The following is a 16,413-nucleotide window of genomic DNA, read 5'->3' as shown; positions in this document are numbered from 1 at the left end:
TGCAGGTCAAGAGCCTTTTCACGTCGCGAAACGTTTAGCCGTTGAGTCTGCGGAAACCGCTGTCCTACGATCGAGAAACCGGTTACTCACACGGTGGGTGACGTCTGCAGAACCCGCGACGACGCGGCGCAGCGCCCTCGACGGCGCGCGGGACGCACCACGGCACTGCCCCTTCGACGACGAGGTGAGAGGCAACGATGAACCGACCAGTCGCAGTGCGACTCCTCGCAGCAGGAGCCACGACGGCCCTGGCTGCCACGATCGGCCTGACCGCCCTGGCCGCCCCCGGCGCGGTCGCGGTCACGGGTTCCGCGAACGGCTTCGCGGCGACCAACGGCGGCACGACCGGTGGCGCGGGCGGCACGACCGTCAAGGCCACCACGGGGACCGCGATCCACCAGGCGCTGTGCAGCCGCTCCAGCAAGACGACCCCGATCACCATCCAGGTCGAGGGCACGATCACCGTCGGCAACACGTCGCAGGTGTCCGGCAGCGGGTGCAGCACCGCCTCGGGAGTCATCGAGCTCAAGGGCATCAGCAACGTGACGCTCGAAGGCGTGGGCGGCGGCGCCACGTTCGACCAGATCGGGATCCACATCCGGGACTCGAGCAACATCATCATCCAGAACGTGACGGTCAAGAACGTCAAGAAGTCGGGCTCGCCCACGTCCAACGGCGGCGACGCCATCGGCATGGAGAGCACCGTCCGCAACGTCTGGGTCGACCACGTGACGCTCGAGGCGTCGGGCGGCGAGTCCGAGGGCTACGACGGCCTCTTCGACCTCAAGAACGACGTCGAGAACGTGACGCTGTCCTACAGCATCCTGCGGAACTCCGGCCGCGGCGGCCTCATCGGGTCGAGCGAGACCGACACCGGAAGCGGCAACATCACGTTCCACCACAACCTGTACTCGAACATCGACTCGCGCACCCCGCTCCTGCGCGGCGGCGTGGCCCACATCTACAACAACTACTACGTCAACCTGCACGAGTCCGGGATCAACTCCCGCGCCGGTGCCAAGGCCAAGGTCGAGAACAACTACTTCGAGGACTCGAAGGACGTGCTCGGCACGTTCTACACGTCCGAGCGGGGAACCTGGCAGACCGCCGGCAACATCCTCGACAACGTGACCTGGTCCTCGACCGGCTCCGACACCTACCCGGCCGGCCCCAGCATGGCCTCGACCACCACGGTCTCCGTGCCCTACTCCTACAGCCTCGACGGCGCGTCGTGCGTCCCGAACCTCGTCGTCGCCACCGCCGGCGCCAACAAGGGCCTGAAGACGTCGAACGGCTCCTGCACGCCGACGACCCCGAACCCGACGCCGACGCAGACCTCGAACCCGACGCCGACGCAGACGTCGAACCCGACGCCCACGTCCAACCCGACCTCGCCGAGCGGCACCAACCTCAGCATCGGCGCAGGCGCCGACGGGTCGAGCAAGGCGTCGGGCACGAGCTACGGCAACGTCATCGACGGCTCGACCAGCACGTACTGGTCGCCCTCCGGCTCCACCGGGAAGATCTCGGTGAAGTGGGGCTCGGCGAAGACGATCTCGAAGATCAACGTCGTCCAGGCGTCCGGCGGCGGCTCGATCACCTCGTGGAAGGTCCTCAACGGCGACAACGGCTCGACCCTCGCGTCCGGCAGCGGCGCACCCGGCGTCGTCTCGTTCTCGTCGACGTCGCTCAAGAAGGTGACCCTGGAGATCGTCAGCGCGTCGGGCACGCCGCGCATCGCCGAGCTCCAGACGTTCGCCGGCTGACCCGCCGCTCGACCGGCGGCACCGACGGCCGCGTGAGCGGCCCACGGACCGGGTGGACGACAGCCCGGTCGACCAGGGCGGAGCCCCGAGTAGTCCTGCACGAGGACCCTCGGGGCTCCGCCTCGTCGTGACCCGGTCGCCTCGCGGACCGTGCGACCCGTCGCGCGCGTCCGCTCCGCCGCGGAGCGGGGCGGAGTAACGTCCAGCGACCGTGGACGCCTCGTACCCGCCGCCCGCCCCGCCGACCTCCACGACGCCGCGCCGCTCGCTCGTCGGCCCTGTCGTCCTGACGTCGGCCGGCGCGCTGCTGCTCGTCGCCACGATGGTCGCCGCGGTCGTGGTCGTGCGCACGTTCCTGTCGCTGCTGCCGCTCGGCGTGATCGACGCGCAGGGCGAGGCGGGACCCTCGGCGGTGGCATGGACCGACGTGCCGGGCGCGGTCGACGTGGACCTCGCGCCCGGGCGCTACGACGTGTTCCTCGTGGTCGACGACGTCGACGCCCACACGGGCCTCGACGCGGACGTGCGGGTCGTCGGGCCCGACGGGTCGCCGGTGGAGGTCGACGACGCCCCGGGCGTCAGCATCAACGCGCAGCGCGGCGACCGTCGGGCGTCCAACGTGGCGGCGTTCACCGTCGCGACGCCGGGTCAGCACACGGTCGTCGTCCCGGGATCGCCGAGCGACGGTGCGCTCGCGGTGGTTGCGGAGGGGCAGCGGACGTCGTCGTTCCTGCTGGGCGTGTTCGGCACGATCGGGGGCGTGTTCCTCACGATCGTCCTCGGCCTGCTCGGGCTGGGCCTGACGGCGGGCGGTGTCGTCTGGTGGGCGCTGCGCGCACGGGCACGTACGGTCGGACCGTCGGGAGCCGTGGGCCGAGGAGGGGCATGAGCTGGGTCGAGCACTGCATCTGGTGGCACGTCTACCCGCTGGGGTTCACGGGGGCGCCGATCCGGACCGAGCACGACGCGGCGCACCGGCTGCGGCACCTCGAGGCGTGGCTCGACTACGCGGTCGAGCTCGGCACGTCGGGGCTGCTGCTCGGGCCGGTGTTCGCGTCGGAGTCGCACGGGTACGACACGCTCGACCACTTCCGGATCGACCCGCGTCTGGGCGACGAGGCGGACCTCGACCACCTCGTCGCGGCGTGCCGTGACCGCGGGCTGCGCGTCGTGCTCGACGGCGTGTTCAACCACGTCGGCGCCGGTCACCCGTGGGTGCGCGAGGTGCTCGACGGAGGTCCTGACGGCCCGCTCGCCGATGTGCTGCGTGTCGACTGGTCCGACCCGGCGCACCCGCGGCTCGGCGACTTCGAGGGGCACGGGTCGCTCGTCGCGCTGAACCACGCGTCGCCGCAAGTCGTGGACCTCGTCGTCCAGGTGATGACGACGTGGCTCGACCGCGGGATCGACGGCTGGCGGCTCGACGCGGCGTACGCGGTGCCGACGGAGTTCTGGGCGCAGGTGCTGCCGCGGGTGCGCGAGGCGCACCCCGACGCGTGGTTCGTCGGCGAGGTCATCCACGGCGACTACGCCGCGATCGCCCAGGCGGCGACGTTCGACTCGGTGACGCAGTACGAGCTGTGGAAGGCGATCTGGAGCAGCCTCGTCGACGGCAACTTCTTCGAGCTCGACTGGGCGCTGCAGCGGCACGCGGAGATCCTGGACAGCGTGCTGACCAGCACGTTCGTGGGGAACCACGACGTCAGCCGCATCGCGTCGACCGTCGGGCCGGAGGGTGCCGTGCTGGCGCTCGTCGTCCTCATGACCGTCGGGGGCGTGCCGTCCGTCTACTACGGCGACGAGCAGGGGTACACGGGCGTCAAGGAGGAGCGGCTGGGCGGCGACGACGACGTGCGCCCGTCGATGCCGGGGTCGCCGAGCGACCTCGCGGCGTGGGGCGCCGACACGTTCCGGCGGCACCAGGAGCTGATCGGGCTGCGTCGTCGGCACCCGTGGCTGGTCCGGGCGACGACGGCGGCGACGTCGCTGACCAACACGCGGTACGTCTACACGGCGCGCGCGGGCGACGAGGCGCTGCACGTCGAGCTCGACGTGACCGACGGTCACCGGGCGGTCGTGCGTGACGACGCCGGGACGGTGCTGTTCGAGTACCGCGCCTGACCGGGTTGCCCGGGCGGTCCCGACGCCGTCGCACGCGTACGTGCGGGTGACGCGCGTGCGCGGGGCGGGTGCGGGCGGTGTCCCTCGTCCGGGGACGACTTTCTCCTTCCGCTTGACTTTGTCCGGCGTCGCCACCAGCCTTGACGCTCAACGCCGGTGACACGAGTCAACGACCGTGACCAGGCCTCAGAGACGAGGCCCTGCGCCGGCGACGGACTGCACCACGGCGGTCACGAGCCGCCCGCACCACGCCGGCCACGAGGCACGGTCCGCGCTGCGACAGGGACGTCGCGGCGCCACCGCGCCGACGACCGGCACCCGCCCCGCACCGGCGCCGCGTCTCGCGACGCCGGTGAGACCAGCACGTCCCGGCGCGCACGTCCCCCGACGCCCGCGCCGCCCCCGGTGCCGCACGACGCGTCGACGACGACAGCCGCGCGGCACCCGACCCGAGAACGGAGACCGTCGGATGTCATCCCATCCCCTGCCGGTGAGGGCGCGAGCCGTCGACCGGCGCGCCCTCGTGGCGATGATCGTGGTCGGCGCCCTGGTGGCGTACCTCGTCCAGGCGCTGTTCCTGCCCGTCCCGCGCGCCGCCGCCGTCGCGGTGGGCTCCGGCAGCTACGCCGAGGGGACGCCGAGCGGCGGTGCGGTGCCCACGGAGTGCAACGGCACCCCGGTCACCAACCCGCGTGCGCACGTCACGTCGAGCTTCCCGGCCGGGGCGATCCCGACGAACGACTGGTGGACGTCGCTGCTGTGGCGCAAGTTCGACTGCAACGCGATCTCCGAGAACCTCGTGGCCCACCCGCTGACGTTCAAGGCGTTCACGAACGGTCTGGGCGTGAGCTACGCGACGACGCCGAGCGTCTCCGGCACGTCGACGGGCGTGAGCGAGTACCACTACTCGTACGCCGAGGACTTCCGCCTCGGCGTCGCGGGCCTGTCGTCGGACGGCAAGGTCGACGGCTACTCCGACTGGACCGTCAGCGAGCTCTGGACGAACGGCTCGAGCAGCCTGCGCACGACGTTCGGGCACGGCCTGCCGTTCGTCTACGCGACCAAGACCGGCGGCAACGCGACCCTGACGACGACCGGCACCCCGACCGTGTGGAGCAACACCAACGCGGCGCTCGGCTTCACGGTCAACGGTCACGACTACGCGGCGTTCGCACCCTCTGGTTCCACGTGGAACATCTCGGGGACGTCGATCAGCTCGTCGCTGAACGGCAAGGACTTCTTCTCCGTCGCGGTCCTCCCGACGGCGTCGGGCAGCAGCACGTCGGACAAGGTCGCCGCGCTCAACGCCTACGCGACCTACGCGCACAACCACGTCACGGGCACCAAGGTGTCGTGGTCGTACGACGAGTCGACCGCGCGCATGACGGCGACCTACGCGTTCACCACGACCGCCAAGCAGGGGTCGGCGACGGGCACCGTCTACGCGCTCTACCCGCACCAGCGCGACCAGCTCTCGGGCGTCACGCCCAGCAGCTACGCGTACGTCTCGCCGCGCGGCCCGATGCGTGTCGTCCTCGGCTCGTCCCAGTTCCAGACGGTCACCGCGTTCAACGGCGTGCTCCCGCAGCTCGCCGCCACGGGCTTCACGCCCGGCTCGGCCGACGCGACGCAGCTGAACGGCTACGTCGACCAGGTGGCTGCGACCGACCCGTTCGCGGGCTTCGGCGAGGACACCTACTGGACGGGCAAGGCCTTCGGCCGGGCCGCGCAGGTCATCCAGATCGCGAACCTCACCGGCAACACCACCGCGCGCGACAAGCTGCTCGCGTCGGTGAAGACGCGCCTCACCGACTGGATGACGGCGTCCTCCGGCGAGACGCAGCGGGCGTTCTGGTACAACCCGTCGTGGGGCACGCTCATCGGCTACCCCGCGTCGTACGGCTCGGACACCGACCTCAACGACCACCACTTCCACTACGGGTACTACGTGGTCGCGGCCGCGAACGTCGCGCAGTTCGACCCGTCGTGGGCCGCGGACTCCGCGTACGGCGGCATGGTCAACACCGTCATCAAGGACGCCGCCAACTGGGACCGCACCGACACCCGGTTCCCGTTCCTGCGCGACTTCGACATCTACGCCGGCCACGACTGGGCCTCCGGGCACGGCGCGTTCGGTGCGGGCAACAACCAGGAGTCGTCGTCCGAGGGCATGAACTTCGCCAGCGGGCTCATCCAGTGGGGCCAGGCGACGGGCAACAAGACCGTCCGTGACCTCGGCATCTACCTCTACACGACGCAGGCGTCGGCCATCGAGAACTACTGGTTCGACACCGACGACGAGGCGTTCCCGGCCTCCTTCGGGCACTCCACGGTCGGCATGGTGTGGGGCGACGGCGGCGCGTACTCGACGTGGTTCTCCGCCGAGCCCGAGATGATCCAGGGCATCAACCTGCTGCCCAGCACCGCGGGCCACCTCTACCTCGGCTACAACCCGTCGTACATCGGCCGGAACCTCACCGAGCTCGAACGCAACAACGGCGGCAAGGCGACGGTGTGGCAGGACATCATCTGGGAGTTCCAGGCCCTGGCCGACGCCCCCACCGCGCTGTCCGAGTTCCGGTCCCAGGCCGGCTCGTACACCGTCGAGGAGGGTGAGTCCCGGGCGCACACGTTCTACTGGCTGAAGAACCTGTCCGTGCTCGGCACCGTCGACCGGTCCGTCACGGCGAACACCCCGCTGCACGCGGTCTTCGTCAAGAACGGCACGCGCACCTACCAGGCCGCCAACATGGGCAGCTCGGCGATCACCGTGACGTTCTCCAACGGCGTCACGCTGTCCGTGCCGGCGCGGTCCGTCGCGTCGACCACGGGTGGCTCGACGGGCGGCGACACCACGGCGCCCTCGACCCCGTCGGGGCTGAGCGCATCCGGCACGACGTCGTCCTCGACCTCGCTCTCGTGGTCGGCCTCGACCGACAACGTCGCGGTCACCGGCTACGAGGTGCTGCGCAACGGGACCGTCGTCGGCTCGACGTCCGGCACGACGTACACGGCGTCCGGGCTGTCCGCCGGCACGACGTACTCGTTCGCGGTCCGGGCGTACGACGCGGCCGGCAACCGGTCGTCCTCCAGCACGTCGGTCAGCGTCTCCACGCCGTCCGGCACCGGGAGCGACACCACGGCACCGTCCACGCCGGGCGGTCTCGCCGCGTCGGGCACGACCTCGTCGTCGACGACCCTGGCGTGGTCCGCGTCGACCGACAACGTCGGGGTGACCGGGTACGAGGTGCTGCGGAACGGCACGGTCGTCGGCTCGACGTCCGGCACGTCCTACACCGCGTCCGGCCTGTCCGCGTCCACGGCCTACACGTTCGCGGTCCGGGCGTACGACGCCGCCGGCAACCGGTCCGCGACCAGCGGCTCGGTGTCCGTCACGACGTCGGCCGGCACGGGCACGGGCGTCGACGCGACGTCCCGCATCCAGGCGGAGGCGTTCAACGGCCAGTCGGGCACCTCCACCGAGGCGACGTCCGACACCGACGGCGGCCTCAACGTCGCCTGGATCGGCAACGGCGACCACCTGCGCTTCGACAACGTCCGCTTCGGCACCACGGCCCGCACGCAGTTCAGCGCACGCGTCGCGTCCGGGGCGGCGGCCGGGGTCAGCGGGCTCGTCGTCGTGCGGCTCGACAGCCCCACCGCCCAGCCGGTCGGCAGCTTCGCGATCGGCAGCACGGGCGGCTGGCAGACGTGGAAGACGGTCCCGACGAACATCGCGGGCGTGACCGGCACCCACACGGTCTACCTGACGTTCGAGTCCGGTCAGCCGGCCGACTTCGTCAACGTCAACTGGTTCACGTTCCAGTAGGCCGACCGACGACAGGGCGCACCCACCGGGCTCCACACCGGCGGGTGCGCCCTCGTCGTGTCAGGACGGCGCGCAGTCGCTCCGTGGGGACGTCCGGCCGGGACGCGACGACGCGACCGCGACCTTGACGGCCGGGCTCAGGTCGACTCGCGCGCGACGACGTGGAAGACGTCGCTCGTCTGGGACGGCGGCCGGACCGCCGGGTCGAGGGCCGCCAGCACGGACGCGGCCAGGTAGGACGCCTGCGCGTCGATGGCCTGCCAGATCGTGGTCAGCGGGGGTGCCGCGAGCTTGGCGGTCGGGATGTCGTCGACGCCGATCACGGCGACGTCGGCGGGCACGCGCAGCCCTTCGGCGCGCAGCCCGGCGAGCACCGCCAGCGCGACCTCGTCGTTGTACGCGGCGACCGCGGTCACGGGCTCGTCGCCGGACCGCCACGCGTGCACGGCCGCTGTCGCGGACTCCACGTCCAGCCCCACGGCCGCGACGCGCGGCGCTGGAAGCCCGTGGTCCTGGCACGCGGCCTGGACGCCCGCGAGTCGCCGGTCGGCGAACGCGGACAGCCGGTCGTCGGCGGGAGCGGCGTAGGCGAGCTCCCGGTGCCCGCGCTCCACGAGGTGGTCGACCTGGAGCGCGCCGATGTTCGTCTGCGGCACGGAGAAGATCTCGGGGTGCGGGTCCTCGTCGAGCGCGGTGCCGACCACGGGGATGCCGGCCCGACGCATCGCGTAGGTGTCCTCGTCGGCGAACGGCGCGAGGCCCAGCACCGCGCACGGCGTCACCGCGCGCCACAGGTCGGCGAGCGAGCCCTTGCCGCGTCCGCTGTGCACGAGGACGGACAGGCCGTGGTCGGCGAGCGTCGTGGTGAGGTGGTCGATGAGCGTGTCGATGACGGGCCCGACGGTCCAGTCCGGGAGCACCACGAGCACGAGGTCCGACCGGCCCGAGCGCAGGGTCCGGGCAGCCGCCGACGGCGTGTAGCCGAGGCGGGCCGCCGCGTCGAGGACGCGCTGCCGGGTCGCGTCGGTGATGACGACGCCGTCCTTGGCGTTGAGCACGTAGCTCACCGTGGTGCGCGAGACGCCGCTCTCCCGGGCCACGTCGGCACTGGTCACGCGCGGCACGGTCTTCCTCCTCAACCTGGCCGGACTGCGCCGCCCACCCTAGACCCGCGCACCCGCGCGGAGACCGCGCGTCGTCGAAGAACGCGCGCGCGGCGCAACGACGCCCGTCCGGGCGCCGCGTGGACAGGCGCACGCACCGCCGCAGCGGGCGTCAGGACTGCTGCGAGCGGGCGACGAGCTTGTGGCCGAGCTGGCCGGCGGAGTGGGCGTCGAGCATCTGGGTCTGCGCCTCGACGATCCGCAGGAGCGCGGGGTCGTGCCGCTGGACCTCCGACGACTGGAGCAGCACCGTGCCCTTGCCGGTGAAGTCGAACTGCCGCTCCTCGCCGGACTCGCGGCCGAACATCATCTGGACGCCCGCGACGAGCGAGTGCGCCATCCAGTTGTAGTCGTAGTGGTGGCTGGGCGACGGGCAGTCGGCCCAGCCGAGCAGCGCCTCGGGGTCGGCGCGGAACGGCGGCTCGACGAAGATGACCGGGCCGTTCGACGACGCGAGGAACTTGCCCGTGCCGATCAGCGTGACGAAGCCGGGCACGATCGACTGCTTGAGCTCCAGGGCCGTCTCGAAGGCCAGCAGGTTGGTCTGCTTGATCGTGAGGTTGCCGTCGGCGAGGTCGTACGAGTTGATGTCGTTCCCGCGGTCGCCGATGACGAGCTTGCCGTGACCGGAGGCGACGACCCACTCCTGCGCGTAGAGCGGCGACGAGAACCGGGCGGCGACCCACGCCGCGCGCGACGCGTACGCGCTGACGGCGGAGAAGTCGATGTTGCCGTAGTACGCGATCATCGCGCCCTTGGACGTGAACCACTCACCGTTGAGGTCGATCGCGAACGCGTACGGGTTGACGTTGTCGTTCGACGGGAGCGTCCGGGCGTCGTAGACCGCCGTGTCGATGCCGCTGATCATCAGAACTTCTCCTCGGACGCCTGGACGTAGACCGTGCCGTGGCCCGACACGTGGAGCTGGAACGCCTCGCCGGAGCCGCGGCCGACGAGGTCGCGCAGGCCGACGCTGGCCTTGAGGTCGACGTTCAGGGCGCCGGTGTGGCCGACGTACGCCTGCGGGTCGACGCCGACGACGTCCCCGGTGAGCTGCAGCGGGAACGTGCCGCCGTGCGACAGCAGCGCGACCGACCCGTGCCCGGAGATGCGCGTGGTGAACAGGCCCTGCCCCGTCATGGCGCCGCGGACCGCAGAACGGATGCCGCCCTGGCCGATGAACTCGACGCTCGTCTGGAGGTTCGCGTCGTGCGCGAGCAGCCGGTCCGCCTCGACCGTGAGCGAGTCGCCCGTGAGGTCGACGACCGTCACGTGCAGGCCGCGGAACCCGTACAGGACGGAGCCGTTGCCCTCGGTCGCCATCATCGGGTTGGACTCGCCGGACATCGCGGCCCCGACGAACCCGCCGACGCCCTGCCCCTGGCCGCTGATCGGGCGGAACGACACGTTGCCCTCGTACCCGAGCATCGCGCCACGCCGCGCGAGCACCGGGTTCTGCGTCGTCACGGGGATGCGGACGACCTTGCTGTTGACCTTCTCGAACGCCATCGTCGTCGCCCTCTCAGCGCTCGGCCGGCTGGATGTAGACGGTGCCGTTGCCCTCGAACCGCAGGGAGAACGGCTCGCCCCCGTCCTCGCCGATGACCGATCGCCACGAGACGCCCGACACGAGGCTCATCTGCGTCTGGCCGGTGCCCGCGACGTAGACGTCGGGGTCGACGACGAGCGGCTCGCCGGGTGTGACGGCGAGGGCGATCAGCGGGCCCTCGGACATGATCGCGACCTGGCCGGTGCCGGTGACGGTCGTCGTCGCGAGGCCCTGCCCGCTCGTCATGCCCCGGAGGCCGGCGAACTGCACGTCGAGCTGGAGCCCGTCGGTGACCGCGAGGATGTGGTCGGACTCGACGGTCAGCCGGTCGTTCTGCAGCTGCACGACGGTCACGTCCATCGCGTCCTGCGCGAGGTAGACGCGGCCCGCGCCGCTGCACGTCATGAGCGAGATCGACTCGCCGGCGACCCGCTGCTTGAGCGCGGCGCGGAACCCGCCGCCGCCGCCCATGCCGGCCGACTTGAACTCGACCTTGCCGGTGTAGGCGACCATCGAGCCGGACGCGGCCCGGACGGAGTCGCCCTGGAGGTCGGCGTGCAGGACGCGCTTGTCCGCGGTGAGGACGGCCACGGTTCCCCTGTCTGACGGGCACGCGCGGGAGCGCGCGGGCGGAGGTCGACGCCACGTCCGGGGGCGGTGGGCGTCAGGACTCCGGGGAGCCTAACCGTGCGGTGCGACGCCCGCGCCGTGTTCGGGCCGGGAGAGCAGGTGATTCCCCGACTCGGGGGAACCGCTGCCGACGCGACGACGCGACGACGCCCCGACGGCGCGACATCGATGCGTCGCGGCCACGCCGGTGTCGCTCGCCATCTCTGGCAGTCGCGGCTGGAACGCGGTCTGCTCCGCATCACCGTCGTCACGCGGCACCTCACGCCCGGGATCGAGGCGCGGGCGGTCGAGGTGCAGATCCTTCTCGCCGAGCGCGGCGAGCACCGATCAGCCTCCGTCCCTGACCTTCTGGTGGCGGCGACGGCGGAGAAGCTGGGCCTCACGGTGCTCGCGGTCGACACGGACTTCGACCTGATCGCGCAGGTGACCGGCCGGCGGGTCGAGACGCTCGACTTCGCCTGAGGGCGTCCTGCCCCGGAGAACCGGCACCGGGGGCGGGGGTTGGCACCTACAGTGCACGGGTGCCTGACGACGGGACGAGCGGGACGACGATGCAGAGCGCCTTCCAGGTCGACCTGCGCGGCGTCGTCGAGCTCCTGAGCCACCACCTCTACTCCGGCCCGCGCGTGTACGTGCGCGAGGTCGTCCAGAACGCTGTCGACGCGGTGACGGTGCGCGGTGCGCGCGACGACCGTCCGGCGCTGCTCCTGGTCCCGGCCGACGTGTCCGACGACGGCCGCCTGCACGCGATGGACTCGGGCGTCGGGCTCGACGAGGACGACGTGCGGACGTTCCTCGCGACGATCGGCCGGTCGAGCAAGCGCGACGAGCTCGGGCTGGCGCGGTCCGACCTGCTCGGGCGGTTCGGGATCGGGCTGCTGTCGTGCTTCATGGTCACGGACGCGATCGAGGTCGTGTCCCGCCGCGGCGACCGGGGCGACGAGCCGCCGGTGCGGTGGGTCGGGGAGGCCGACGGGACGTACCGGCTGCAGCCGTGGGCGGGGCGTGAGCAGGCGGACGACGAGCGTGCCGACTGGCTCGCCGCCGGACCGGGCACGTGCGTGGCCCTGGCACCGCGCCGCGGGTCGGAGCACCTGCTGAGCAGCGCGAGCGTCGTCGAGCTGGCCCGGCACTACGGCGCGTACCTGCCGCACCGCGTGGTCGTCCGCACGCCCGACGGCGACGTCGAGGTGAGCGACCGGACCCCGCCGTGGCGCGAGTCCGACCCCGAGCGGCGCCGCGACGCGTGCGTGCGGCTCGCGGAGTCCGAGCTCGGCGGGACGCCGTTCCACGTGCTGCCGATCCGCGTGCCGGAGGCCGGGCTCGACGGGGTCGCCGTGATCGCCGGCCAGCGCTCGTCGAGCGCGCGGCACGGGCGCCACCGCGTCCACCTCAAGGGCATGCTGCTGTCGGACCAGGTGCCGGACCTCGTGCCCGAGTGGGCGTTCTTCGTGCGGTGCGCGGTCGACGCGGAGCTGCTGCGCCCGACGGCGGACCGCGAAGGGCTCGTCGACGACGACCTGCTGGAGCACGTCCGCACGTCGATCGGCGAGCAGGTCCGCGCGTGGCTCGTGCGGCTCGCGGCGACGCAGCCGCACCGCCTCCGCGAGTTCCTGTCGCTGCACGACACCGCGGTGAAGGCGCTCGCGCTGCACGACGACGAGCTGCTGCGGATCGTCCTGCCGCTGCTGCCGTTCGAGACGAACCAGGGCGTCACGACGCTGCCCGAGCTGCTGGCCACGACGGACGTCGTGCGCGTCACGCAGTCGATCGACGACTTCCGGCAGGTCGGTGCGGTGCTCGCCGCGCAGGGTGTCGCGGTCGTCAACGGCGGGTACACGTTCGACCTCGCGCTCGTGCACCGGCTGGTCGACGTCCGGCCGGACGCGGTCGTGGAGCGCGTGACGCCGACGGACGTCGAGGGGCACGTGCGGTTCGTCGGGGAGGAGCGCGCGCGTGAGGTCGCGTCGGCGCTCGACGAGGTCCGGGCGGTGCTCGACGCCGTCCAGGTGGACGTCGAGCTGCGCTCGTACGCACCCGCGACGCTCCCGGCGCTGCTCGTCGAGGACGACGCGGCGCAGGACCGGCGCGAGGTCCGGGCCGTGGCCGCCGAGGTCGACGACGCGTGGGGTGCGCTGCTGGGGGCGTTCGACGACGGCGGGAGCGACCGCCCGCGCCTGCTGCTCAACGACGCCAACCCGACGGTCCGGCGCGTCCTCGCGCTCGACGACGCGACGCTGCGCGGCCTCGCCGCCGAGACGCTGTACGGCCGCGCCCTGCTCGCCGCGCCGCGACGCCTGCGCCCCGCCGACTCGGCCCTGCTCGACCGCTCGTTCAACGCCCTGCTGGACCGCGCGGTCGCGACGGCGACTCCCGCCACCGAGACCCCCGCCACCGACCCCGAGGGGACGACCCGATGACCGTGACGCGCGCCGAGGTCGAGGAGCTGTTCCAGCGGCTCGCGCAGACGCCGCCGAACGCGAAGCCCGACGTCGCGACGGAGCTCGTCCAGGTCGCCGACGCGCAGGGCGACGCCGACCTGCGGTTCCGCGCGCGCCTGGCGTACGTGTCGTCGCTGCACCACGCCAACGACCGGCACCGCATGTTCGCGCCGTTCGTCTACGTGCTGCAGCAGTACGACGCCGCCCCCGGCTGGATGACGGACGAGCAGCGCTGGGAGGTCCTCTGGCTGCACAAGTGGATGGTCACGTGGCTCGTCGACCACCCGCAGGTGCCGCTCGCGCAGCTCCAGGAGGTGCTCGACGGCATGCGGCGGCGGTACGCGGAGGCCGGCGAGGGGCTCGCCCCCGTGCTCGGCTGCGCCTACGTGCTGCGCGCGCACGTCGACGGTGAAGCCGCGGCCGAGGCGGAGTTCGACGCGTGGGTGCGCGCCCCGCGCACGCACCTGTCGGACTGCGAGGGCTGCGAGCCGTCGGCGCGCATCGCGCACCTCGCCGAGCTGGGCCGGCACGCGGACGTGCTCGCCGAGCTCGCGCCCGTGGTCGACGGCGACGTGGGGTGCAGCGAGCAGCCGCAGGTCGCGATCGGCGAGGCCCTGACGTCGCTCGTCGTCGTCGGGGACCACGACCGCGCGGCGACGCTGCACCGCACCGCGTTCCGGGCGAGCCGGTCGAACCCCGCGGACACGGCCTCGGTCGCGCGGCACCTGCACGTGCTCGCGCGCACCGGCAACCTCACGCGCGGGCTCGAGGTGCTCGGCGAGCAGCGGCACGCGCTCGAGCACCCGTCGTCGCCCTACGCGGGGATGGAGCTCGCCGCCGCGGCGACGCGGTTGCTGCACGCGGTCGTCGCGGCCGGTGACGGCGACGCGACGGTCCGCGGTGGCGGTCGGCCGCCCGAGCGCGCCGCCGACCTGCTGGTCCGCGTCGAGGAGCAGACGTGGTCGCTCGCGCGCGCGTTCGACGAGCGCAACGGCACGACCGCCGTCGGCGACCGCGTGCGGGCCTGGGTCGAGGCGCCCGACCTGCCGCACCTCCCGCTCGGCCCCGTCACGGCACCGGCCGAGACGGTCGCGCGCCTCGACGTGGTCCGCACCCCGCTCGACCCGACGTTCGGCGTCGACCCGGGCGGCCTCGACCTGCCCGCGCTCGCGGAGCTCGTGATCCTCGCGCGCCGCCGTGCGTCGACGCCGACGTGGACGCGTCTCGTGGCGCACTGGAAGGGCCGCCGAGACGGTGAGCTCGACGCCCTCGACCGCACCGACCCGGTCGCCGTCCGCGCCGCGGCCGATCTCGACGCGTTCGCGCTCTGGGCACCGTCCTCGCACCCCGACCTGTCCCTCGCGACGAGCGCCGCGGAGCTCTACCGCACGCTCGGCGACGAGGCCGAGGCGGTGCTCGTCGAGGTCCTGGCCGACCTGCACGCGGGTCGCCCGGTCGACGTGGCCGCCGTGGTCGCGGCCGTCGACGCGCACGGCACCCCCGTGCAGCGCGCCCGCGTCCGGTCGCGGGTCGCCGCCGAGGCGCTCGAGGAGCAGGCACGCGAGCTCCACACCGACGCCTACGCGATCCTCGTCGAGGCCCGCCCGGCGTCCGCCGAGGACCGGTCGGTCGCGGCGCGCGTGCTGCTCGACGTCACACCGTTCGGCCCCGACCGTGCGGCGGTGCTGCAGAGCGCGCTCGACCTGCTCGACGACGGCGACGAGCCGATGCTGCGCGCGCAGGTCGCCGCCGAGCGGGCCGTCGCGAGCGCGCAGGAGGGCGACCTCGACGCGGCGCACGCGCACTTCGACGAGGGCGCCCGGGTCGCGCGCGTCGCCGGCGCCCCCGAGGTGCTGCTCCAGGTCGAGGCGCGCCGCGCGCACGTGCTCGCCGGGACGGGTCAGCCCGACCGCGCGGAGGCGCTCGCGCTCGCCGTCGCCGCGGCCGCGCGCGAGGTCGAGCGTCCGGACCTCGCGATCGAGCAGAGCACGCTCGCGGCCCAGCTCATGGCGTCGCGCGGCCGCGAGCTCGAGGCGGTCGAGGTCGCTGAGGCCGCGCTCGGGCTCGTCTACCCCGACGCCGCCGTGTCGCGGCAGCACCGCGCGCTGCGCCGCCACCTGCGCGCCCAGCTGCTCGACCTCACGTCACGCCTGTCCGCCGCGCTCGGCGAGCAGGACCGCGCCGTCGCGCTCGCCCGGGAGGCCGTCGACCTCGCGAGCGGCCCCGCCGAGCCCGGCGCCGAGCCCGACCCGGGCGCCGCGGCCGTCGTCGCGCGCCTCGCCGGGCTCGTGGAGGACGACGACGCCGTCGAGGCGACCCGCCTGTACGCGCATGCGCTCGACCTCGCGGAGCGTGCCGGTCAGGACGCGTTCGCGCAGGTCGTGCGCCGGGAGCGCGTCGCGGCGCGGTTCGACGCGGACGGGGTCGACGCGGCCCTGCGCGACGTCGACGACGCCGCCCGGTGCAACGCGGCGGCCCACGCCCGCACGCTGGCCGACCCGGACGCGGCGGCGGCATGGCAGGGCTGGGACTTCGCGTGGGAGGACGTCGTGCTCGCCGGGATGCGCAGCCGGGTGCTCGCGTCGGCGGGCCTCGTCGACGACGCGCTCGCGGCCGTCGAGGGGCTGCCCGCGCGGTGGGACGAGGTCGGCGGGCGCGTCGAGGCGATCGACGCCGAGATTCTGCGCGGCCGGCTGCTGCTGCACACTCCCCGCCCGGACGACGGCGTCGCCGCGCTCGAGTCCGCCGCGCTGCGCGCCCGCGCCGCCGGGGAGACGTCGCTCGTGCACTCGGCCGCCGGCACCGCGGCGAGCTGGCTCGACGAGTCCGGCCGTCCGGCCGAGGCGCAGGCGCTGTGGGACCGCCTGGTCGCGGACGTCTGACGACGTCGGGGCGAGGCCCGCGGGCTGCAGGG

11 protein-coding genes are annotated in these 16,413 nt (G+C 73.2%); 7 read left to right on the top strand and 4 right to left on the bottom strand.

The window, feature by feature from the left end:
• Positions 1-215: 215 nt before the first annotated feature.
• The 4 genes from GXP71_RS16260 to GXP71_RS16245 all read left to right on the top strand — a co-directional run bounded on the left by GXP71_RS16260 (position 216) and on the right by GXP71_RS16245 (position 7,716).
• The gene (locus GXP71_RS16260; RefSeq protein ID WP_238402462.1) at positions 216-1,766 is read left to right on the top strand and encodes a pectate lyase; all 1,551 of its coding nucleotides are present in this window, start codon (positions 216-218) and stop codon (positions 1,764-1,766) included.
• A 211-nt stretch (positions 1,767-1,977) separates the two neighbouring features.
• Complete coding sequence (locus GXP71_RS16255) at positions 1,978-2,655, top strand: hypothetical protein (RefSeq protein ID WP_162353492.1); 678 nt, start codon at positions 1,978-1,980, stop codon at positions 2,653-2,655.
• On the top strand, positions 2,652-3,887 hold the full coding sequence (locus GXP71_RS16250; protein ID WP_162353491.1) for an alpha-amylase family protein: 1,236 nt from the start codon (positions 2,652-2,654) through the stop codon (positions 3,885-3,887). The genes GXP71_RS16255 and GXP71_RS16250 overlap by 4 nt, the downstream gene beginning before the upstream one ends.
• A 469-nt stretch (positions 3,888-4,356) precedes the next feature.
• The gene (locus GXP71_RS16245) at positions 4,357-7,716 is read left to right on the top strand and encodes a glycosyl hydrolase (protein WP_162353490.1); all 3,360 of its coding nucleotides are present in this window, start codon (positions 4,357-4,359) and stop codon (positions 7,714-7,716) included.
• Positions 7,717-7,853: 137 nt separating this feature from the next.
• Here the strand turns inward: GXP71_RS16245 and GXP71_RS16240 are convergent, their stop codons facing one another.
• The 4 genes from GXP71_RS16240 to GXP71_RS16225 form a co-directional block, all read right to left on the bottom strand.
• On the bottom strand, positions 7,854-8,831 hold the full coding sequence (locus GXP71_RS16240) for a LacI family DNA-binding transcriptional regulator (RefSeq protein WP_238402461.1): 978 nt from the start codon (positions 8,829-8,831) through the stop codon (positions 7,854-7,856).
• Positions 8,832-8,991: 160 nt separating this feature from the next.
• A complete protein-coding gene (locus tag GXP71_RS16235; RefSeq protein WP_162353488.1) occupies positions 8,992-9,747 on the bottom strand; it encodes an AIM24 family protein in 756 nt (251 codons plus the stop codon).
• A complete protein-coding gene (locus tag GXP71_RS16230; RefSeq protein WP_124342866.1) occupies positions 9,747-10,388 on the bottom strand; it encodes an AIM24 family protein in 642 nt (213 codons plus the stop codon). The genes GXP71_RS16235 and GXP71_RS16230 overlap by 1 nt, the downstream gene beginning before the upstream one ends.
• 13 nt (positions 10,389-10,401) lie before the next feature.
• Positions 10,402-11,019: an AIM24 family protein gene (locus GXP71_RS16225; RefSeq protein ID WP_124342867.1), complete on the bottom strand. Its 618-nt coding sequence runs from the start codon at positions 11,017-11,019 to the stop codon at positions 10,402-10,404.
• Positions 11,020-11,085: 66 nt separating this feature from the next.
• Between GXP71_RS16225 and GXP71_RS16220 the strand changes: the two genes are divergently transcribed.
• The 3 genes from GXP71_RS16220 to GXP71_RS16210 are packed head-to-tail and all read left to right on the top strand — an operon-like array spanning position 11,086 to position 16,381.
• Complete coding sequence (locus tag GXP71_RS16220; RefSeq protein ID WP_238402460.1) at positions 11,086-11,520, top strand: hypothetical protein; 435 nt, start codon at positions 11,086-11,088, stop codon at positions 11,518-11,520.
• A 59-nt stretch (positions 11,521-11,579) separates the two neighbouring features.
• Positions 11,580-13,478: an HSP90 family protein gene (locus GXP71_RS16215; RefSeq protein ID WP_202924272.1), complete on the top strand. Its 1,899-nt coding sequence runs from the start codon at positions 11,580-11,582 to the stop codon at positions 13,476-13,478.
• Positions 13,475-16,381, top strand: a complete 2,907-nt coding sequence (locus GXP71_RS16210) for a hypothetical protein (RefSeq protein ID WP_162353487.1) — start codon at positions 13,475-13,477, stop codon at positions 16,379-16,381. The genes GXP71_RS16215 and GXP71_RS16210 overlap by 4 nt, the downstream gene beginning before the upstream one ends.
• The last annotated feature ends 32 nt before the right edge of the window (positions 16,382-16,413 follow it).

The sequence above is a fragment of the Cellulomonas sp. H30R-01 genome (genome assembly GCF_010119915.1).
Classification (GTDB): Bacteria; Actinomycetota; Actinomycetes; order Actinomycetales; family Cellulomonadaceae; genus Cellulomonas; species Cellulomonas algicola.
This window is presented reverse-complemented; position numbering and strand designations above follow the sequence as displayed.

Bases quoted from the DNA above. Each gene is read 5' to 3' on its own strand.
- GXP71_RS16250 (WP_162353491.1), top strand. From the start codon at position 2,652: ATGAGCTGGGTCGAGCACTGCATCTGGTGGCACGTCTACCCGCTGGGG.
- GXP71_RS16245 (WP_162353490.1), top strand. From the start codon at position 4,357: ATGTCATCCCATCCCCTGCCGGTGAGGGCGCGAGCCGTCGACCGGCGC.
- GXP71_RS16235 (WP_162353488.1), bottom strand. From the start codon at position 9,747: ATGATCAGCGGCATCGACACGGCGGTCTACGACGCCCGGACGCTCCCG.
- GXP71_RS16230 (WP_124342866.1), bottom strand. From the start codon at position 10,388: ATGGCGTTCGAGAAGGTCAACAGCAAGGTCGTCCGCATCCCCGTGACG.
- GXP71_RS16210 (WP_162353487.1), top strand. From the start codon at position 13,475: ATGACCGTGACGCGCGCCGAGGTCGAGGAGCTGTTCCAGCGGCTCGCG.